Below are 18086 nucleotides of genomic sequence, written 5' to 3'. Positions count from 1 at the left end.
AAGAGTCTCGAAGGTCAGGAATAGTCATACGCAGGGGGCATGTAGACACTTTTGAGCGCGCGGTAGGCGGTATTGGCCATCGAGGGATAGATTGGCTGATGGTCGACAGGCCTGCGCTAACAGACGAGCGACATTTCTGCCGCTCAATTCTTGCTCGAGTCTGATCTGAATCGTGGCGCTCTTTTCAATGCAAAGTTCAAAATAGGATATGAATACGACACTCTACCGGAAGGGTCAGGTGCCACACTAAGAATCTGCTGACGAGGACTTTTCAAATTGCTTCATGCAATAGATCTTTTTTACGTCGACCAATTTAATCAAAGCAGGCATTAAAGTTAACAACCACAACAAAAAATAAAACAAACTATCTTCAAGATTTTCTTGCCACATCATAAGCAAACCAAACGTATAAAAATAAGAGAACCACAAAAACCAAATGCCAGTCCTATGAAGACGTTTCCAGTTGAGAAGTGACAGATACCTTCTACCGATATCAAATGAAGTAGCAGCCATCAAAAATATGAATACATAACCAATCAGGTCACTTGTGAGTAATAGGTAGCCGATCGGACCACTTGTTGGAAAAAGCCCTATAATATTTTTACCCGTAACAAGCAGAAGTTGCGCAATAAAAATAATCTGCCAAACCATAACAACGGCAAATGCCACGCCAAACTCTCGCCTATTATTTAGTAACCACTGCGACAAGCGCCCAGGCCTCAATCGATACAATGATGACGCCGACAGAGCTAGCAATAACCAGGGTAAAGCACAACGAACAGAATGACGAATTAGGAATCGGGCACTGTCCTCCTCGGATGACGATAGAAATGGAAATGCTAATACAATTGAAAAACTTGAAAAAAATACTGCATACCAGAACGATAATTTTAGTGGATCACTTGACCCCGAGGCGTAAGTTATATTCATAATATCAACCTGAAAGACCAGATATTTTTTACAACTGACATTGATACCCTACCCAACACGCAAGATGAGGATATCCGGTTGCTCAGCTATTAAATCGAGTATTTTTCTACCTATTTTCTAATGTGGCATGCTAATAAGGATATACTTCCACACCAGCGGGCATCTGTTTAACTACGAGAGACAATTGACGTTTATATAACTTGATGCGCAAAAAAAATAAACCTGATAATCACTCAGTAGCAGCGCGGATAGCAGTTTCAGCATTCTGACAACCCGAGGTTTTAGTTGCCTGCGGGGGCTGAAATGTGAGCGATGATTGATCTGGAGATTTCTCAGAGGCTTTGTCATCGTCATTCATCGCCTTTCGAAAACCCTTAATGGTCTCACCGACATCTGTACCTAACCCCTTAAGTTTCTTTGTGCCGAAGACCAAAACCACAACTACCAAGATTACAATCCAGTGTTTCCAGTCCATGATACCTAAAGTGGACCCATCTGTCAAGACAGATTTCATCCGGGTTTAAGCTAAATCCATTGCTTCTACTGCAGCCGAACGGCGCTGCCCCGATGCGACCGGGCTGGAAGGATTTCCGTCCCGGTCAAAGTGATTAGCAATCCTGGCGCCGCCGCCAATACCATCGGCATAGACCTCGTCAGGAGTGCGGTTTCCCAGTCCCTGATGGGGCCGCTCGCCGTTGTAGAACGCGAAGTATTCGACCAGTCCGAGCGTGAGCTCAGCCACCGTACTGTAGCCCTTCAGGTAGATGTCCTCGTGCTTGAGGCTACGCCAGAGCCGTTCCACAAAGATGTTGTCCAGCGCACGCCCACGCCCGTCCATGCTGATGGCGATCCCGGCAACTCTAAGCACGCCGGTGAAGGCCTCGCTCGTAAACTGAGAACCCTGATCGCTGTTGAAGATCTCCGGACATCCATGCTGATCCAATGCTTCCTGTAGACAGTCCACGCAGAACGCCGTGTCCATGCTGTTGGAGATGCGCCAGGCCAGTACCCGTCGAGAGTACCAGTCGATGACAGCCACCAGGTAGACAAACCCACGCGCCAGCCGGATATAGGTGATATCAGTGCTCCAGACCTGATTGGTCCGCACGATCTGCAAACCTCGCAGCAGGTACGGATAGATCTTGTGCTGGGGGTGTGGATGACTGGTTGCCGGACCCGGCGCCATACCTGCCAGGCCCATGACGCGCATCAGACGCTGCACCCGTTTGCGGTTCACTTCGTGGCCCCCACGCTGCAGAAATACCACCATGCGGCGGCTGCCGTAGAACGGGTGGCGGGTGTACTCCTCGTCGATCAGCCGCATGTACAGCAAGTGTTCATCACTGGCCAGATTGGCGGGCCTGCGGCCATAGAAAGTTGCCCGGGGCACCTGCGCGAGCTCGCACTGGCGAGTAATCGGCAGGGACGTGTCCTGCATGACCCAGTTCATCCGTACGTCTGCGTTCATAGTCCGGACTTTTTTTTGAGCCAATCCAATTCCATCTTCAGGCGCCCGATCTCGCTGTACAAGCGGTCCTCGTCGGCGTGCTCTGCAGGCTTTGGGCCACGCTTGCTGGCAAACAGCGTGGCTGCCTGTTCCTGGATTGCCTTCTTCCACTGGCTGACCACCACGGGATGCACGCCGTACTGTTGTCCTATTTCGTTGAGCGTCTTCTCCCCGCGGATCGCTTCCATGCCCACCTTCGCCTTGAATTCTGCGCTGTGAACCTTGCGTTTCTTAACCTCTGTCACGCTGCTTTCCTCCTCGGATTACAGCTTAAACCGCTGTCTCGATTCCGGGGTCCACTTTACGCCTGGGTGGTAACTCACTGGGCCAGATCGATCTGTTCTGACCGTTCCGCTCGGCTACGCATTGGTCAGCTTGGGATTCTCGTTCCGAGCGGCATGATTCGGCTCGAACTCAACCCAGAGGATACATCCCATGCCGCGCCAGGCTCTGCTACTCGCTCTGCTCGCAATTCTCACCAGTGGCTGTACAAGCGCGCCGATACAAAACCAGGCGGTGCCTGCCGGGGTGAGGTCGGCTGCGATGATCGCGCCGGGTTGCATCCAGCTCGCTGATGGGTGGCACTGTCAGGAGTTGGTACCTGCCTCGAAAGCCGAGTCGATGGATCGCCAGCGAGTACCCGGCATTCTGTTGTAATTGACCATCCCTCTCAGCGAGGGATGGCGTGCCCGGCTGCGGCGTTCAGAACTGCATCGCACCGCCGATTCAGCAGGTCGTGCAGCAGCTCGGCATCATTGGCCGCATCCACGCAATCGCGGTGGATCGCCTTCTCCAAACTGCTCTTCAGCCAGTCACTGGTTCCTGGGTTGCTTAGTACCGCCTGAATTTCTTCGTTGATGGCCACTGTTCGACTTCTCCGTCCGAAAGGTGTTGTGTGCTCAGGGATTCACTGCCGGTGCACTGGGAAGGTTGCGGCTTTCCTGCGGAGCCATCGGTTGCCCCATCAGCTCAAACGCCGGTGAGATGAACTCGGCACCCATGGCCGCGGATAACGCCTCCAGCTCGAAGTCGGTTACCTGAAAGCTCCCCGGCCAGATCCTGATGAGCGCCGATTTTCGAGCGACAAGGAATTTCTCCTGTTTGAGCATGGCCTCGTTGACGGCGAGACGAACAGCCTCGGCAAGCGTATCGCGGCTCCTGAAGAAATGAGTCATGGAGGAAAACGCGCAGTCGATCGACACACCGTTGACGATCACCTGATTCGGCTTCAGGTCGATGACGACGCGATTCGCCACCACTTTCCGCTCCGTCCATTCAAGAAACCAGGCCCCGAGAGCGCCAGCAGCAGCGACGGTACCGGCGACTATCCAGTTTCCCTGGCTGGGCGCATCGAAAACCGGAAACACAGCAAATGAGCCCAGCAGCGTGATGGGCATAGCCCCTAACCCGAGCAGGCCTTTCGATAGAGCATTCATTGGAGGGGAACCCTTGATCGCTGATTTCGACCGATTATTCCACGCCGTCAGCGCCAGCAAGGCCGTAATCAGGTCGCAAAGCGGTCAGAAAACGTTTCCCTCGGATTTGGAAGATATGCCCCTGTACGACCCAGGCCAATCTGCTGTCCAGGTCGCCGGCGGGGGCTTCAGGGGGATGGAGTAGGCTGAGCTTTCGCCGCCGTGGACATATCAGACGCCCAGTCCCGGAGATAACCAGGGACGATGAGCTGGTGACGAGCTCTCGATCCCCCCGTGTAAAGGGCTGCAAAAGCCCTGCTCGCTGCAATGCGGTCACCAGGCCCTACCTGACTGAGCAAGTCTGGTGCGAGCATCACAGCGTCGATCTCTGAATTGCGTGCGTCCATGACCCGGCCGAGCTGTAGTGGGGCTGTCCCTGACGCATCGAGGTTGAGTAACGATGCCTCGAACTCTGATGAGCTATAGCCCTTACTGAGCATCCGGTCGATGCGCTGAAAGCTACTATTTTTGCTGCCCATATCAGCCCGAAGATCATCCCAGTTGGTGTACCTGAAGAGCGCGCTGTGGGTTGGCCGTACCTGATCATGGAACAGGCCAATGCAATCGAGAATGAACCGGCGGAAAGTGTTGATTGCTCCAGGTAGCAAGCTGAAGCTCGCGCCAGCGCTCCCCAAGCGCTGAAACCACTCGAATAATCCCCACTCGGAATCAACCAGTATCGTCACGGCCCCGGCGGGAACCTCTGGCTTGTCGTAGTAGACAACCTTTGTCTCGATGCCGTTGTTGCCCTCGAGCGACGCCAATTTCAGTATCGGGTGTTTGTCGATGAGGGGGTTTATGACTCCCTCGATCTGCCGGCCGGCGCGGATTGAGTGGGTGATCTCGTGCTTGCGTAGTGTGCTGGCCCGTTGGTAGTAGCTCCCATCCAGGCGCTGGCATGCGTCACCCAGGGTAATCACGGGTTGGGTACAGCGGTCCAGAAATACCGAGAGTGGCCAGCTCAGGTCGTGCGCTTCGTCGACAATGATGTGGGTGAACTCCAGGCCTATGACCGCCTCATGAAGAAGGGTCATGTGCTTGATTCGGTGATACCCGCGAAGCGGGAGCTGAAGGCGCTGATCGGTTGGTTCTATGGTCTGATCCCACAGCCTTTGCGCATACCCCACCAGCACCAAGCGATCTACGGTATCGAGGGTAAGCCCTTTGGGGATGTGCTGCTCTGATAAAGCAAGGTCAGTGCTGTTGCAGAAAGAGGCAACCATTCTTGCGCAGGCCGTGGCCACTTGGGCTGGGCTGAGCCTACTGATCGACCCGAAGCCTAACCGGGACGCGATGTCTTCCGGGGCAACCTGGTGCCGAGCGGATGCCCGCTTGCCCGGCCTGTAATAGCCGACACTTCGCTCAAGCACATAGTTGGCGAGATCTCCGAACGTCATTCCTCTCACGTTCGCGGCTCCGATTCGCTGCATCAAGGCCTGGAGCTGCACCGCGGTGAACGCCAGCACGAGTGGTCGACATGATGAAAGCGAGTCCACCAAGCGTTCGATCATGTGGGTTTTGCCGGTACCAGCCAGGCCCTGGATATGAATGCTTTCGTCTGGTTCGGCGTGGATAACGCGAAACGTCCGGCTCTGCTGGTTTGACAGAGAAATTATCTTCCCCGATGGGGTCTCGAACGAATGCTTGAGCGGATTGAGCTTCTGGGTGTGCGCAGCGCAGAAATTGAAGTCCCAATGCCCACCGATCAGGAACTGCTTGGCATCCAGCGCCTCTTCATCCAGAAAGCGAAGCCGCAGCCGAGGCATGAGCGCCAGCCCTCTCTCAAACAACTCACGCTTAAATCGGCCGGCAATCAGGCTGGAAAACGTACCAGGTGGATGCGTTTGGCTCAGTTCTGTTCCGACTGAAATCAACTCGGCCAAGGCCTTCTCAACGAGTGTTTCGCTTTTCGGCTTTCCGTCCAGGGCCGGTAAATTCTGGATGACAGCCACCGAAGCCACTTGGGCCACGTCCCACTGCCCAAGTAGGACACGAGCAGAACCACTCGGATCAACCAAGGAATCGGCCTGTGAAGCCAGCAGTGGGATGTAAAGAACCGGGTCGGTCACGCTTTCTTCTCGATGGAATGCACATCGTCGACCACCACCAGCGCTAGCGCCGGCGGCGGGGCTCAGCTACCCAGTGTATGCCAGGCCGGCCGAACGTCACACTGTCTCAACGCCGGTACCAGTTGAGCCGGTAGCACCTGGCGTCCTCGGGAATCTGGTCGGACGGCCAGCGCAGGCAGTCCAGATACAGACGCTCAGGTTTGCTCGGGCTGGGCCGAGTAGCCTGCACTAGGTAGGCCGACCCACCGGAAGTGAGGATGTAGTCGCCAGCGCTTAGGTCGTCAGCGCCATCGATGTACAGCTTGCATGGGGTGAAGGGCTGGCGTCGGCTGGCCATATCCGCTTTCCTTGATCAGTTTTCGATTTCACAGCTATCAAGTAAGGATTTGATCCGGTCTTGAAACTCTGGGTGCTCAGCAGATATCTCCTGAAGCTCAGGTAGTCGCTCAGTCACAATATCGGCCGCATTTATCCCGAACTCGGAAACCAACCTTTCAAGGCTGTTGATGACCTCTTCTGGCGCAATATTCTCTCGGACAGTGTTGCAAATAAGGGCTGCCGCGGCCTTGGAATGATCATCGAGCTCCACGACACGGATAGGGACTATATCCATACCCAGTTGCTTAGCTGCCAGCCAGCGAACCTGGCCACCGCCAGGGGTAATCTCATAGCGGTCACCAAGACGGGTAACCAAAAGGGGCTCCATGATTCCGTAACTGAGAATGCTCTCAGCCATAGCATCGACTTGGGCCTGACTGGGAGTTTTTGGGCTGAGCTTGCTTCGCACCAGCTTGTTCGTTTGGACCGCCGTGGGGTTTTTCAAGTCTGTTTTCCTCGACCTTTCGGGGTAGTGCTCTGCGGTTCGCCACTCGCAGCCTTCTTCGGCAATTCAGATGGAATATTTCTGCTGCGTCATTGCGCTTTTGCCACTACCGCAATGACATGGCCATCGGCGAAGGCCAGATCGAGCTTGCTGACATCGCGAGCCTGCTGGGCACTGCTGATGATCTCCCCACCAGGGCCACGGACTAAGGCAAAGCCTCTCCCGAGCAGTGCAAGCGGGTTTGTCTTGTCGTAGACCGTGCATGCAAGCTCCAGGCGCGAAAACTCCTTGGTGATCAGCGCCCTACTCAGGGAAGCCACCCTCGAGGCGGCAAACAGCCCCCTTTGGCGCTCAGCTACACACAGACCAGCCCCGAGCCTTGAAAATCGATCCTGCGCGAGCTGGAGGGCCATGCGCTGTTGGCTGATGAGGCGGTCCCGGCCTTTGTCGAGGCTGCTTTGCTGTTGCAACAGTTGCCGGTGCTCCCCATGGAGCATTTCCGTCACCCGCCGGCTGAAGGTGCCCCAAGCGCGATCCAGATGCGGGGCTTGGCCAGACACCAGGCGCAAGATCATGCCGTTGGCCCGCTCGACCTGAGCCCGAGCAGTTGAGGCCTCAGACATGAGCGCTGTCTTGATGAACCCGATGACCTTCGATGGTGTGTCGAACCGGCGGTGCGCCACGAGGTCAAGCACGCACTCGTCGACCTCGTGCCCAATGCCGGTGAATACCGGGACAGGCAACCGGCAGACCCAAGCCGCAAGGTTCGCGTCGTTGAGCCAGGCCAGATCGCTTTTCGCTCCCCCCCCGCGGATGATGCATACGGCGTCGAATGGCTGCTGTTGATGTTGTTCATGAACAGTCCGCAACGCAGAGCGGATGCTATCTGATGCATCACGACCCTGGAACGTCGCTGAGAAATACTCGAAGCCGCATACCTCGGCCGCAGCCAACTGCTCTGCATCACGCCGAAAATCGGCCAGTCCAGCGGCCTCGTGCGGAGCCACAACCGCAACGCGCCAGAAGCCCCCTGGAGAGGGAAGCCCCCGCTGTAGGTCGAACCACTGCCGCTCCTTCAGGGAGGCAATGATCTTCTGCATCTTGGCCTGCATGTCACCCAGCGTGTAGCTCGGGTCGATGCCGGTGACCATCAGGGAGAAGCCAAACTGAGGGGAAAAATCCGCCCTCACTTTCAGCAGGACGTTCATTCCTGCTTGGGGCAGGCCTCCGGTTGCCTGCTGCCACTCACCAAGTACCTTGCCGGCGACGTTCGCAAACATGGTGCACCGCGCCTTCGCGACCTCGGCTCCCTCACGCGACTCCAAGATGTCCATGTAGCAGTGGCCGTTCGGGCGGCGCTTGAAGTCGCTGAGTTCCGCAACAACCCAGCAGCTGTCTGGCACCGCAGCACGGATGGCCTTCTGGATCTGGGTAAGGTATGCGCTGAGAGTGAGGTGCTGCTCAATCGGATCAGGTGCGCTCACCGGCCTGTCCTTCTTCAGCGCCCAAGGTTGCTTGAACAACGCCCTCGATACGGGTAAGCCGGTCGGCGCAGAACTTACGGGCATCCGCAAATTCGCGAGCAAGGGTTTCCAACTCGTCGATGCTGACTTCATTGCGCTCCAGGCGCTTTACCGTCTGGTCGATGAAGGCGATGTTGGCTTCGTAGGTATCTCGGCTCATGTGGGAAGTCCTGGGGAAGATGGGATCAATCAACGTGCCGATTGTCGCAGCTTCCCCAAAAGACCCAACCCTATCAGCTCTCAGGCTGAACCCACGTTGTCTGACCCTCTGGAATCACGCCTCGATTGCAGCCGTATTTGGACAGGTACAACGCCCTGCTCTGCCGCAACCAGGCCTCAACGGTTGGAACGATCATCGCGGCATACTCGGCAAGGCTAGGGTGTTTCTTCCAGTCGCCATTGCCGATCGCGGATTCCAGCGAACGGTCATACCAGGCGTTGACCAGTTGCTCGACTCCAGCCAGTTCCTCGCCGGGGGACGGCGCGGAATGGATGAGGTTATGCGCCTCGCGTTTCCTTTGCTCTCGGGTGGCATGTGCAGCTGGTAACGCACCGAGGGAGAAAAGAGCTTCCTCAAAATTGAGGTGACGCTTCTCGTGAGTAGTCGAGTCCTCGGCTATACCGGGGACGAAAGAAAAGCGGCAGAGCTTGCAGTAGACCACGCCACCGTCCTTCCGCTCGTAGTGCTGCTCCAGCGAGCGGGCGACCCACCTGCGAACTTCGTGGTAGCTACGTGCCTGAAGATGATGCTGCGCCATCAGGTTGAGACGCTGCGTATGGCTCAGTCCTGGGTGACGGACCTTTGCCTGCTTGGCGAGCTTTTTGAGGTTTTCGATATCGCGGAGTGTGATTGGGTTTTGCATACGGCAGCCTCCAAAGGCTGATGCTCTGTGTCCACTTCGGAGCACCCGTAAGGGTTCCGTTGGTTTGTCGGTAGTGCTTTCGCTTTGCCAGTGTGGACGGCAGGCACCTACCCGTGTGCCGAGGGGAATATCTCTGTCTCGATTGCGAACGTCAAGCGTGATGTCGATTTCGCCCGGCTGGTTGAAATTTGAGCATCGCCGGGGGAGCGTTCCCAGGCCGCCACGCCAGGACTTTATCCACAGGCTTACCCCCACTTTCCGGGGACAAACCTCGGACGAAAAAAATCCCGCTCGAGCGGGACTTATTCCTGGCGTGACCTCATTCCAACTGCATGTGCTCGTCACGCCCCATGGGTTTGTGCAGAGAAACGCTTTCACCGTCCCTTTTGCCCTGAATGTAGGCTCGGTACGCATCCATATCCAGTTTTCGGCGTTTCATCTTTGTGACCGGAACACCTGGATAATTTCTCTGCGTATAAGCGTGGATTGCCCTTTCCACTTCTTCCGTAACGCCGGAAAATTCCTCTACTCGTTTGTGTACGCCGATGATCCATGCTTCCGCATACAGCACCCCCGCTTTGCGCCTTTGAACTGTGCCCTGAATACTGACTCCTGAGAGGTATTTTCTCTTGGAGTCTTTCAGTTGCCGGATAAGCACCTCATACGCATAAGCCGACATTTCAGCGCTACCGATTTCTCCAATAAAAATCAGCGATTGCCCGTCAGGGCCATAGCTGTAGAAACTCACACAGCCAAACGCTTTAGAAACCGTCATCGACAACATGCGAATCCATTGTGGCGGAACGCTTTTGGCTTTACCGATCCGCAGGGAAAATTCTTCCGTCTGGGTGGCATGCACATCGCCTATTTCCAGCTTGAACTTATCCATAAGTTTGCGGGCTTGCCGCATTGCTGCTTCGGCCTCATGCGGGTTGCTGGATTTGGCGAGCGCAAAACATTTCTTGATTCTGTCCAGTGCGCGAGCGCGCTTGTTCTTGTCTCCAGTCGCGCACTCACTCACCGCTCAATCCTCCGCTTCGCGACACGTTATTAAGCATGACGCTTCAGCGACAACCAATATCTCCCCGTATTCGGGTTGCTCAGCAAGTATACTTGCTCCATCCCCTCAAAAGAGGTGTCCAACTTTTGGACGCCAGCCCCGAAATACTCCCCCAAACGCGACAACACTTTTTCCTGTTCTGCTTGCGGCTGGTCTTTAAGTTCATCGAGAACCATCTTCAGCTCTGTGATAGCGGCGGCAAAAAACGTTCTTGCTCGCAACGCATCCGCTTGCCCGAGCGTTGACTCGTATTCACTAAGCACTACCGCCATCGCCATAGAACTCCGCTCACGCAACCCTGCGCACTCCTGAGTGAGTACGATTGCAATTAGAAGATCATGACTGCCCGGAATGTCTGCATGCAGCACCTCCAATATTTCCTCAGACCACTCCTTATCCGCAGGGAGGTTGTATCCTTCAAGAGAAAAACTACCGCTGGCCCCGATCAACTCATTAACGCCGTACATAAAATCCCCTTGTCCCTAAATTTGTGGTTCACCTTAACAACATGCATCCATCCGCTTCGCGACACGTTTAAAAGCGCACGAACGCAGCATCGAACTAGATCTTCCTGTTTGATTCGTAACTGATTCGGTTCATCAGGCAGTAGTCGACAGTGTATCCATCTATCCGGGTAACGATTTCCCCAGTCAAATCGAGCAGAGCAGATGCCCCTGCGTAAAATCCAATTCCGCCGCTGGCATATTTTCCGCTCCGAATCTGAAATCCTCTGGCGTCAGTGATGGATACGCCGGATATTTCGTGCCATAGGAGAAATACACCCTCCCCGTACAGGCCTTCATCCCGCACTGAAAAAAGAACCTGCCGGAGCTGGCTCCCGTGGGCAACGCCTATGAAATCGCCGTTTGGTAGTACCGGCGGAAATAACCTGCCGTCACCTCTCTTTTTAAACTCCAAATGTCACCGCCTGTTCATTGCCGTGTTTAGCCGGCTCTTTATGTTCGATATCACGCTGGTGACAACCAATGCTGACTTGATCAACAGGCTTACGCAGCAAGCCAGGCCGATCACGCACATGCCAGCGAAAATCATCCCGTGGACGGCTGATGTCCATGCTCCCAGTTGTGGCAAGTTCACGAAAATCATTCGCTAGACCCTCCCCTTGCGCTCGCAGATTTGCCAGCCAAGGCTTTCATCGCCGCCCGCAGTTTCGCGCAGTCGGTTTTCGCATCGCTGAGTACATACCTCGATCCGTAGTAGGTCAGCCAGGCGGTTGCTAACCCGGCACTCAATGCGCCGATTGATCCAAGCAGCAGTTCCAGTTGTTCGCTCCCGAGCATGAGATTTACTCCCCCTCAATCCTGGCCGCTTTCTCCAGCCCGCAAATTTGCGCTGTGCCAATGCTCCCACCATCGCATCCAATCCCAAGGATTTAATGCGTCCTGATTCCGATCGCCGCCCTCTTACCGCCCGCTGGTGTTTGCTCACTTCCGACACACAGCCTTCATCCGCTTCGCGACACATGTTCAGGAAAGCGACCCTCACACCACCTCGCTTGCTTATGGGAGTCTGACGGTTCACCTCACATAGAGAGAAAATCGCATTGGGGCTGGTTTCATGCTCACCGCTTTGAAAGGCCCGCGCCACGTGGGGTGTAGGGATATCCACCTCAGATGGTTGCCTTGAAGGGGTGTCGTCATCGCCAAAGGGGTGTTGTGAAGAGGTGTTGTGAAGGGGTGTTGCTGGCCTGAAACGCCCGCCCGTTAAGGCGTCGCGGCTATTCAGCCGGGTCGGTTTGCAGCAAAGGGTACTGTGAAGAGGTGTCGTCATTGCCGAAGGGCGTCGTGAAGGGGTGTCGTGAAGGGGTGTTGTAGGCCGGAACCCTTGATTTTGTTGGGCTCCAGCATTTTTTCGGCACCGTTCACAGTCGACACGCTTAGTCGGACGTTGCGGGGTAATCATGAGTGATGAACGCAGAAATTGAGCCGTCAACCACGCCAGCTTTCTTTACCGCAGGGACAAGCTGACGGCGGACTCGCTGAATGACTGAACACGTTTCCCGGATCTCGGCGAGCTGGATTTCGTAGGCCCGAACTATGTTCTTCAAGGGCTCCTTCACGAATGAGAACGACGAGACCTGGTACTTGCTTCCTTGGCCCTTGTTGATTGTCCGGATGACCCGCGGCTTCTTGGCTTCGCCTTCCCTGAGCCTCGGCAAGATGACTTTCGCCCATTCGATGGTGACGGCATTCGGGCTGGATTGCCGGATACGGATCACGATCGGTATGTGCCCTGGCTTACCTGCGTGCAGTGAAAGGGCTGTCTGGAAGAAAGAGTCGCGCAGCTCCTCCGCTCGGCCTACCAGGCTGGAATAGACACGATCAAGCTCAGCTACTGCTGGGTGCTTTGGGGCTTCACAGGGTGAGTTCATATGTTGCTCCTTTGTGGATGGGAGCATTTTGCGGGTCGACAGAGAGGGCGTGGCTCGTTTTCAGACGCAAAAACGTCCTGAAAACGGAGCCCAAAGCTTTCAGGAAGACTGATTATTACGGTGCGTCGTCATCTGGTGACCGGTTGATGCAGGTATAGCGCTTGGGATTCTGTGGGTGTGGGGTTTCATGTGCTACGGGGTCATACGCGTCGTCATCTGGCGCACTTCTTTTGTCATTATTTGCTGGGAGCGGCATTCAAATGGGTAACGCCTTGGGTCTGGATATTGGTTACAGCAACGTGATTGGCGTTTTTGGCAGCGGGGATGGGCATCCTGAGTCGATTATTCGCCCCTCGCAGGCCGCTCCCCTGAGCGTTCTGCCTGGGGATTCTGGATTACGTGCTGGTGAGGTAATCGTGGAGGTTGATGGCGCGCCCTGGGTGGCATTTGCCGCGCCCGGCCGTGTTCAAGATGGACGTGAACTGCACGAGGATTACACGTCTTCGCACGCCTATGAGGCCCTGTTTAAGGGGGCTCTGCTGCATGCCGCGGGTGATAAAGACGTGATTGACTGCTTGGTAACTGGTCTTCCTGTCTCGCAGGCTCGCGATAAGGCCTACGTGGAAGCCCTAGTAAAGCGTATGACTGGGACACATCGCATTACGCCAAAGCGAGAGGTTACCGTTAAGCGCGTCGAGGTGGTTGCTCAACCGATCGGGACTCTGACGGAGATCTACTGCAACTCAGATGCATCTGAAGTTATTGAGGAGTCAGTTTCGATCATTATCGATCCAGGATTCTTCAGTGTTGATTGGGTCGTATTTGACCACCGCGAGCTGGTAGTCAACTCCAGCAGCAGCAGCCTCAAGGCTATGTCTGTTGTACTTGAAGCGTGCAATGAAGAAATTGCGAAGGATCATGGCGGCATTCCTGGCGTTGAAAAGATTGAACATGCACTCCAGTCGGGTAAGTCATACATCCTTGTTTATGGCCGCAAGGTTGAACTTGCAGAATATCTTGAGCGTGCTGCCGAGCGTGTTATCCCATCCGTTTTCACTGAGATTAAACAAGGCCTTCGATTCCTGAAAGGCCGTGCGATCGACTGCGTGATCCTCGGCGGCGGGGGAGCCTCACTGTATGAGCAGTTTGCCAGAAAAGAATTTCCCGACGCATTGGTAGTCAAGCCCGCGAACAGCGTAAAAAGCAATGCCGAAGGTTTCTGGCATATCGCACGCTCTTAATTTAACGGGTGCGCAAGGACGCGCTAAGGAGGGAATGTGGATAAAACGATGAGACTACAATGTCGAGTCACGCCAGCGACACAAGAATTGCACGCGCATCTTGAAACTATTGACCCCGATTATCGGGGTAAAAGACTTGTTGCAATGGCAGCGCTATATCTAAGCATGATTAGTGCGACCGAAGATGCTAAAAGCAAGCAAGCAGATACTCAGCAAGATAATATTGTTGCTGATGACAAAAAGGAACAGGTCAGTAATGAGCCAGCCTCTCGTCCAGTTGCCAGCTGGATAAGGGGGGCAAATGTTTAATATCCGTATCAGTTCTTTTATTGCAGTATCTGCATGCATTGCCATAGGTACTTCAGTGAGCGCTAAAGCTAATGGCTTTTCATTAAAAGGAACGATGTGGGAGCGAGCGTCAATGGCCTCCGCATGCAAGCCGGACCCTCTGCTTCTATATTCACTAGCTCTAAAGGAATCTAAAACATCTGCCGGAAAAGGGATGATTGCACCACACCCGTTTGCGCTTCGCAATGAACCTAGTGGCGCTCTGTACCCTAATACCTACATGGATGCCAAGGCTGTACTCGGCAAATATATTGCCGAAGACATCCTCACCGACATAGGGATTATGCAAATAAACTATCGTTGGAACGGCAATAGAGTAGCGCGCCCGGAGTTTCTTCTTGACCCCGAGGTGAACATCCGCGTTGGTGCTCAGATACTTTGCGAGTCGATTGCTCAATATCCTGTCGATATGCAACTTGCTATTGGTGGGTACCATACACGAAACCCAAAGCGTGAACTTGACGCACGCGAGTATGCGAGTAATGTGCTCAGCATTTGGCGTTCACTACAGCGTTTAAAGTAAGGGCAGGGACATGCGAGTTAAGATCAACGCATCGATGATACAAATGGGCCTGCGCTGGCTGACATCTGGCTTGCGGGATTTCAATGTCATTCTCGCCGAGCAGCGCTTGACTCAAAGCGATATGGTTTGGCTTTCGTCTTTGAGCGCGAACCAGCGTCAGTTGAACGCTGTAGATGCCCTTCCCGTTTCTCTCTACCGTGTTCACTACAACACCCTGAAAGTCGGCAGGGGCTACCTGGACGATGAGGAGTTCAGGGAGATTGGCAACAAGATGGTCATGTTCATGGAGTTTTGTCATTTCTCCCGCGTCAACGAAACAAGCCCTATTCTGGCTGTAGGCCTCGACGATGTTGGGTATCGGGTGTTCGAGGCAGGATCTTTCGACTCTCGCATGATGCTGGTGAGCCGCGGCGGGTTCTCGATTGGCACCAGGTGCAACCTCAGGAAGCTGAGGATGAACTTATCATCGCCAGATGATCAACTGAGAGACGTGACCACCGTATTGCTTGGCGACCTTCGGTACTTCCTGAAGCCTGGCGTAAGTGGCATAGGCCGGGTTAAAGACTATCCGTCTACGATGCCCCTCGATGTGGTTGCGACCGAGTTGCTTCAGCAGAAGCTACAGCCGAAGCTGGTCGCGCAATGGACAGGATTGAATGCAGACGAGGTAGTTCGGATGAAGCGCTCCTTGCTACGGGATACCCCCCTTGTCCAGTCCCAAAGCGGGCGCATACAGGCACCGAATAAGACACTGGCTGAAAGCCCTCTTCACAGCCTGCTCTACCTCACTGTGTACAGGCTGCTCGCCGACAATCCTCTTCGGCGGACGAATGCTCGCGCGGTGGTTGCGGCTCATCGTGAGTATGTGGAGCTGTGTAAAGCGGTTGGCGTCGAGGCCAGCGATATGATCTCCCCTTCCAATGGCTACCAGCTCAGCAACGCAATGAAGACCGGAGACATCACTCTCACCCCATGCAGCAAGTGCAAGGAGATCAATGCTCGTTACGCGCTCAAGCCCGGCCGATGCATCTGGTGCAACCACTGAACATCCTCTGCCAGGCCCGTAGCCAGGCGGCATGCCAAGCGGACGACTTGGGTTATGGGTGAGATGCTGTAGGGTCGGAAGCATGCAAAGGCGAAAAGTGACCTTTAGGCTTTACCCCAATGTCAGCCAGCAAGAACGGCTGGACGGCTGGGTGCGCCTGCACGCCGAACTGTACAACGCTGCGCTTCAGGAGCGCATCGAGGCGTACCGCAAAGCTGGTATCAGTATCAGCTACTACGACCAACAGAACACGTTACCCGTCATAAAACAGTTTCGGCCGGAGCTGGTCGAGCTGGGTAGTCATGCCCTGCAAGAGACCCTGCGCCGACTGGATCGAGCCTTTCAGGCGTTCTTTCGCCGGGTCAAAGCTGGCCAGTCACCGGGATTTCCCCGCTTCAAATCCAGCGCCCGCTACTCGGGCTTCTCCTACCCCGATCCAGCCGGCTGGAAGCTCCAGCAGCTCGGCCAGCGCGGCGGCACGTTGCGGCTGGGCAGCGGCAAGGGCGCGATGATGATTCGTCTGCGGGGCCGCCACCGTTTCGCCGATTTCACGCCGAATGACCTGACCCTCAGCCGCCGCCGCAATCACGCCACCGGCCAAGATCAGTGGTATGCCTCGATCACCCTACGGGTGCCCGAGTCCGCCTGTCGGCGTGAGCGAACAGGCGACGATGCAATTGGTATCGACCTGGGCGTCAGTCACTGGGCCAACTTTGATGATGGCAGCCAGATCGAAAACCCCCGCTGGCTGCGCGAGGCGCTGCCCCAGTTGGCCAACCTGCAACGACAACGCGCCAGAAGGAAGCGGGGTTCGCACCGCTATCGGCTGCTAAGCCAGGAAATCATCCGTCTGCACCAGCGCATTGCAGATGGACGGCGCGACTTCCTGCATAAACAAACGACTTCCCTGGTGCAGCGCTGCGCCCTGATCGCCACGGAAGAACTGCAACCCCAGAACATGAGCCGCAGCGCTAAGGGCACGGTTGAGAAACCGGGCCGTCGCGTGCGGCAAAAGGCTGGACTGAACCGGGAAATTCTCTCGGCCGGCTTCAGCATGGCGCATCAGATGCTCACCTACAAAGCGCACGAAGCTGGTTCCGTTTTGCATCTGTCCGATACGCGCCGATTAAAACCCTCGCAGCGCTGTTCAGCCTGCTGGGCCATCGTGCCCAAACTGCTCAGTGAGCGCATGCACCGCTGTGCCTGTGGCTGCGTGCTGCCGAGGGATCAGAACAGCGCCAGGGTCGTACTGCTCGACGCCTGGATACTGCAAGACACGCCTGGGACGGGCGTGACGGCGAGACTCAAGCCGCTGTCCGCGCAAGCGGTCAAGCCCAAGTCAACGACCCGCGAAATTCCGACGACAACCGCACATGCGGTTTAGTGGCGGAAGAGTTCATTGGTGAACGAGATGCGAAACGACAAAGTTGAGTGCCAGTGCTGCAAGAAAATGATGGTCCCGAAGGTGGTCACTAGCGCCCCCTTCTACATCAGCGGCGTCCCCGTTGGTGGCCGGGACCCGGAGTCTTCGGTTTGTCCGTTTTGCCTGTCGCCCAAGTGGATGCTGACTGAGCAGCAGGTTCTCACTGGAGCAAAAGCGAATGCTGAGTTTTTTGGCATCATGGTGTTGCTTCTGATCAACATCGTCGTGTTCGCCCGCTTGGGTGCCGAGGCGTTGGGCGTGAGCCTTGGCCTGTCTGTTTTGATGTTCCTGTTGCGGGAGCGAATTGCCATCGCGGTGAAGGGTTGGCTGGCCGAACTCTTCAAGGGATGAATTGGGCAGTCGATAGAGAGAAAGGTTTCGTTGTGCGCCAGGCTCGCCCGCAGTCGCGAAGGTGAGGTGTCTACCCATCCAGGGAGAGGCCTGCCCTAGCCAGTTCCTGCCATTACGTAGATTCGCTTGGGTTTACAGCGCGCTGTGAGATTCTTAGGGTAAGAACTTTCGAGGGGTGAACGAGATGCGAAACGACAAGGCTGAGTGCCAATGCTGCAAGAAAATGATGGTTCCACGTGTGGTTATGGAGCGATCGATTTATGTCGATGGTGTGCAGGTCGGGGGTGAGAAGCCTCTCAAAAGCATCTGCCCCTTCTGTTTGAGCGAGGAGTGGAATGGGATGCCTCGGAAAAGCGGGCTTGCTCGCTTGCGTCGTGATGCCATTCTTGGGCTTCGAGCGATTTCTTTGGAGCTGACTATCATTGGTGGAATCGCCCTCTTTTTCGCTGTCATGGCGATCTACCGATTTGTCTTTGTCGGCTTCAACTAAAAAGGGGCTATAAAGCCCCTTTT

The 18086-nt window shown here is 55.3% G+C and carries 23 protein-coding genes; 7 read left to right on the top strand and 16 right to left on the bottom strand.

Annotated features, from left to right (window positions below; genetic code table 11):
* Nucleotides 1-246: 246 nt before the first annotated feature.
* The 16 genes from JJD74_RS24645 to mobI all read right to left on the bottom strand — a co-directional run bounded on the left by JJD74_RS24645 (nucleotide 247) and on the right by mobI (nucleotide 12642).
* Complete coding sequence (locus tag JJD74_RS24645; RefSeq protein WP_185709561.1) at nucleotides 247-930, bottom strand: hypothetical protein; 684 nt, start codon at nucleotides 928-930, stop codon at nucleotides 247-249.
* Nucleotides 931-1159: 229 nt separating this feature from the next.
* Nucleotides 1160-1444 (bottom strand): twin-arginine translocase TatA/TatE family subunit, encoded by a 285-nt coding sequence (locus JJD74_RS24640; RefSeq protein WP_185709560.1) that lies wholly within the window; start codon nucleotides 1442-1444, stop codon nucleotides 1160-1162.
* Nucleotides 1445-1450: 6 nt separating this feature from the next.
* Nucleotides 1451-2625, bottom strand: a protein-coding gene (locus JJD74_RS24635) for an IS3 family transposase (protein WP_228379854.1) whose coding sequence is annotated in 2 segments (ribosomal slippage) — nucleotides 1451-2406 and nucleotides 2406-2625 — 1176 coding nt in all. Because the reading frame shifts where the segments join, the coding sequence is not laid out codon by codon here.
* Between the two features lie 482 nt (nucleotides 2626-3107).
* Entirely contained in the window at nucleotides 3108-3302 is a 195-nt protein-coding gene (locus JJD74_RS24630) for a hypothetical protein (RefSeq protein ID WP_060765406.1), read from the bottom strand.
* 34 nt (nucleotides 3303-3336) lie between these two features.
* The gene (locus tag JJD74_RS24625) at nucleotides 3337-3873 is read right to left on the bottom strand and encodes a hypothetical protein (protein ID WP_196492190.1); all 537 of its coding nucleotides are present in this window, start codon (nucleotides 3871-3873) and stop codon (nucleotides 3337-3339) included.
* Nucleotides 3874-4040: 167 nt separating this feature from the next.
* On the bottom strand, nucleotides 4041-5981 hold the full coding sequence (locus JJD74_RS24620; RefSeq protein ID WP_200617016.1) for an AAA family ATPase: 1941 nt from the start codon (nucleotides 5979-5981) through the stop codon (nucleotides 4041-4043).
* 106 nt (nucleotides 5982-6087) lie between these two features.
* Nucleotides 6088-6318: a hypothetical protein gene (locus JJD74_RS24615; protein ID WP_147811509.1), complete on the bottom strand. Its 231-nt coding sequence runs from the start codon at nucleotides 6316-6318 to the stop codon at nucleotides 6088-6090.
* Nucleotides 6319-6333: 15 nt separating this feature from the next.
* On the bottom strand, nucleotides 6334-6804 hold the full coding sequence (locus tag JJD74_RS24610) for a ParB/RepB/Spo0J family partition protein (protein ID WP_147811510.1): 471 nt from the start codon (nucleotides 6802-6804) through the stop codon (nucleotides 6334-6336).
* A gap of 89 nt (nucleotides 6805-6893) precedes the next feature.
* Entirely contained in the window at nucleotides 6894-8288 is a 1395-nt protein-coding gene (gene xseA, locus JJD74_RS24605; protein ID WP_147811511.1) for an exodeoxyribonuclease VII large subunit, read from the bottom strand.
* Nucleotides 8275-8487, bottom strand: coding sequence for an exodeoxyribonuclease VII small subunit (locus JJD74_RS24600; protein ID WP_013100931.1), 213 nt, complete (start codon nucleotides 8485-8487; stop codon nucleotides 8275-8277). The genes xseA and JJD74_RS24600 overlap by 14 nt, the downstream gene beginning before the upstream one ends.
* Before the next feature lie 73 nt (nucleotides 8488-8560).
* Complete coding sequence (locus JJD74_RS24595) at nucleotides 8561-9190, bottom strand: hypothetical protein (RefSeq protein ID WP_103406875.1); 630 nt, start codon at nucleotides 9188-9190, stop codon at nucleotides 8561-8563.
* A gap of 319 nt (nucleotides 9191-9509) precedes the next feature.
* Entirely contained in the window at nucleotides 9510-10211 is a 702-nt protein-coding gene (locus JJD74_RS24590) for a DUF2786 domain-containing protein (protein WP_124097842.1), read from the bottom strand.
* 29 nt (nucleotides 10212-10240) lie between these two features.
* Nucleotides 10241-10717, bottom strand: coding sequence for a hypothetical protein (locus JJD74_RS24585; RefSeq protein ID WP_011154398.1), 477 nt, complete (start codon nucleotides 10715-10717; stop codon nucleotides 10241-10243).
* Between the two features lie 94 nt (nucleotides 10718-10811).
* The gene (locus tag JJD74_RS24580) at nucleotides 10812-11168 is read right to left on the bottom strand and encodes a hypothetical protein (protein WP_181086669.1); all 357 of its coding nucleotides are present in this window, start codon (nucleotides 11166-11168) and stop codon (nucleotides 10812-10814) included.
* Nucleotides 11158-11325 (bottom strand): hypothetical protein, encoded by a 168-nt coding sequence (locus JJD74_RS24575; RefSeq protein ID WP_181086670.1) that lies wholly within the window; start codon nucleotides 11323-11325, stop codon nucleotides 11158-11160. The genes JJD74_RS24580 and JJD74_RS24575 overlap by 11 nt, the downstream gene beginning before the upstream one ends.
* 822 nt (nucleotides 11326-12147) lie before the next feature.
* Nucleotides 12148-12642, bottom strand: coding sequence for a conjugative transfer protein MobI(A/C) (gene mobI / locus JJD74_RS24570; protein ID WP_124097840.1), 495 nt, complete (start codon nucleotides 12640-12642; stop codon nucleotides 12148-12150).
* A gap of 260 nt (nucleotides 12643-12902) precedes the next feature.
* Here mobI and JJD74_RS24565 point away from each other — a divergent pair, with 260 nt between their 5' ends.
* From JJD74_RS24565 to JJD74_RS24535, 7 genes are all read left to right on the top strand, one after another.
* On the top strand, nucleotides 12903-13883 hold the full coding sequence (locus JJD74_RS24565) for a ParM/StbA family protein (RefSeq protein WP_200617015.1): 981 nt from the start codon (nucleotides 12903-12905) through the stop codon (nucleotides 13881-13883).
* 36 nt (nucleotides 13884-13919) lie between these two features.
* Nucleotides 13920-14192, top strand: coding sequence for a hypothetical protein (locus JJD74_RS24560; RefSeq protein ID WP_080922816.1), 273 nt, complete (start codon nucleotides 13920-13922; stop codon nucleotides 14190-14192).
* Nucleotides 14185-14754 (top strand): transglycosylase SLT domain-containing protein, encoded by a 570-nt coding sequence (locus tag JJD74_RS24555; protein WP_013100924.1) that lies wholly within the window; start codon nucleotides 14185-14187, stop codon nucleotides 14752-14754. The genes JJD74_RS24560 and JJD74_RS24555 overlap by 8 nt, the downstream gene beginning before the upstream one ends.
* A gap of 10 nt (nucleotides 14755-14764) precedes the next feature.
* Entirely contained in the window at nucleotides 14765-15799 is a 1035-nt protein-coding gene (locus JJD74_RS24550; protein WP_013100922.1) for a hypothetical protein, read from the top strand.
* Nucleotides 15800-15881: 82 nt separating this feature from the next.
* Nucleotides 15882-17183 carry an RNA-guided endonuclease InsQ/TnpB family protein gene (locus tag JJD74_RS24545; protein ID WP_028621615.1) on the top strand — a complete coding sequence of 434 codons (1302 nt, stop codon included), beginning with the start codon at nucleotides 15882-15884 and terminating at the stop codon, nucleotides 17181-17183.
* An 18-nt stretch (nucleotides 17184-17201) separates the two neighbouring features.
* Nucleotides 17202-17573, top strand: coding sequence for a hypothetical protein (locus tag JJD74_RS24540; protein WP_169715582.1), 372 nt, complete (start codon nucleotides 17202-17204; stop codon nucleotides 17571-17573).
* A 184-nt stretch (nucleotides 17574-17757) separates the two neighbouring features.
* Nucleotides 17758-18063: a hypothetical protein gene (locus JJD74_RS24535; protein WP_043859881.1), complete on the top strand. Its 306-nt coding sequence runs from the start codon at nucleotides 17758-17760 to the stop codon at nucleotides 18061-18063.
* Nucleotides 18064-18086: the final 23 nt, after the last annotated feature.

The sequence above is a fragment of the Pseudomonas sp. MF6776 genome, from assembly GCF_016613125.1.
Lineage (GTDB): Bacteria > Pseudomonadota > Gammaproteobacteria > Pseudomonadales > Pseudomonadaceae > Aquipseudomonas > Aquipseudomonas iridis.
The sequence above is the reverse complement of the archived record's forward strand: the minus strand, read 5'-3'. Positions and strand labels throughout refer to the sequence as shown.

Excerpts from the sequence above, each read along its gene's own strand:
- JJD74_RS24645 (WP_185709561.1), bottom strand. The coding sequence starts at position 930 with ATGAATATAACTTACGCCTCGGGGTCAAGTGATCCACTAAAATTATCG.
- JJD74_RS24640 (WP_185709560.1), bottom strand. The coding sequence starts at position 1,444 with ATGAAATCTGTCTTGACAGATGGGTCCACTTTAGGTATCATGGACTGG.
- JJD74_RS24625 (WP_196492190.1), bottom strand. The coding sequence starts at position 3,873 with ATGAATGCTCTATCGAAAGGCCTGCTCGGGTTAGGGGCTATGCCCATC.
- JJD74_RS24615 (WP_147811509.1), bottom strand. The coding sequence starts at position 6,318 with ATGGCCAGCCGACGCCAGCCCTTCACCCCATGCAAGCTGTACATCGAT.
- JJD74_RS24600 (WP_013100931.1), bottom strand. The coding sequence starts at position 8,487 with ATGAGCCGAGATACCTACGAAGCCAACATCGCCTTCATCGACCAGACG.
- JJD74_RS24595 (WP_103406875.1), bottom strand. The coding sequence starts at position 9,190 with ATGCAAAACCCAATCACACTCCGCGATATCGAAAACCTCAAAAAGCTC.
- JJD74_RS24585 (WP_011154398.1), bottom strand. The coding sequence starts at position 10,717 with ATGTACGGCGTTAATGAGTTGATCGGGGCCAGCGGTAGTTTTTCTCTT.
- JJD74_RS24575 (WP_181086670.1), bottom strand. The coding sequence starts at position 11,325 with ATGGACATCAGCCGTCCACGGGATGATTTTCGCTGGCATGTGCGTGAT.
- mobI (WP_124097840.1), bottom strand. The coding sequence starts at position 12,642 with ATGAACTCACCCTGTGAAGCCCCAAAGCACCCAGCAGTAGCTGAGCTT.
- JJD74_RS24565 (WP_200617015.1), top strand. The coding sequence starts at position 12,903 with ATGGGTAACGCCTTGGGTCTGGATATTGGTTACAGCAACGTGATTGGC.
- JJD74_RS24555 (WP_013100924.1), top strand. The coding sequence starts at position 14,185 with ATGTTTAATATCCGTATCAGTTCTTTTATTGCAGTATCTGCATGCATT.
- JJD74_RS24550 (WP_013100922.1), top strand. The coding sequence starts at position 14,765 with ATGCGAGTTAAGATCAACGCATCGATGATACAAATGGGCCTGCGCTGG.
- JJD74_RS24545 (WP_028621615.1), top strand. The coding sequence starts at position 15,882 with ATGCAAAGGCGAAAAGTGACCTTTAGGCTTTACCCCAATGTCAGCCAG.
- JJD74_RS24535 (WP_043859881.1), top strand. The coding sequence starts at position 17,758 with ATGCGAAACGACAAGGCTGAGTGCCAATGCTGCAAGAAAATGATGGTT.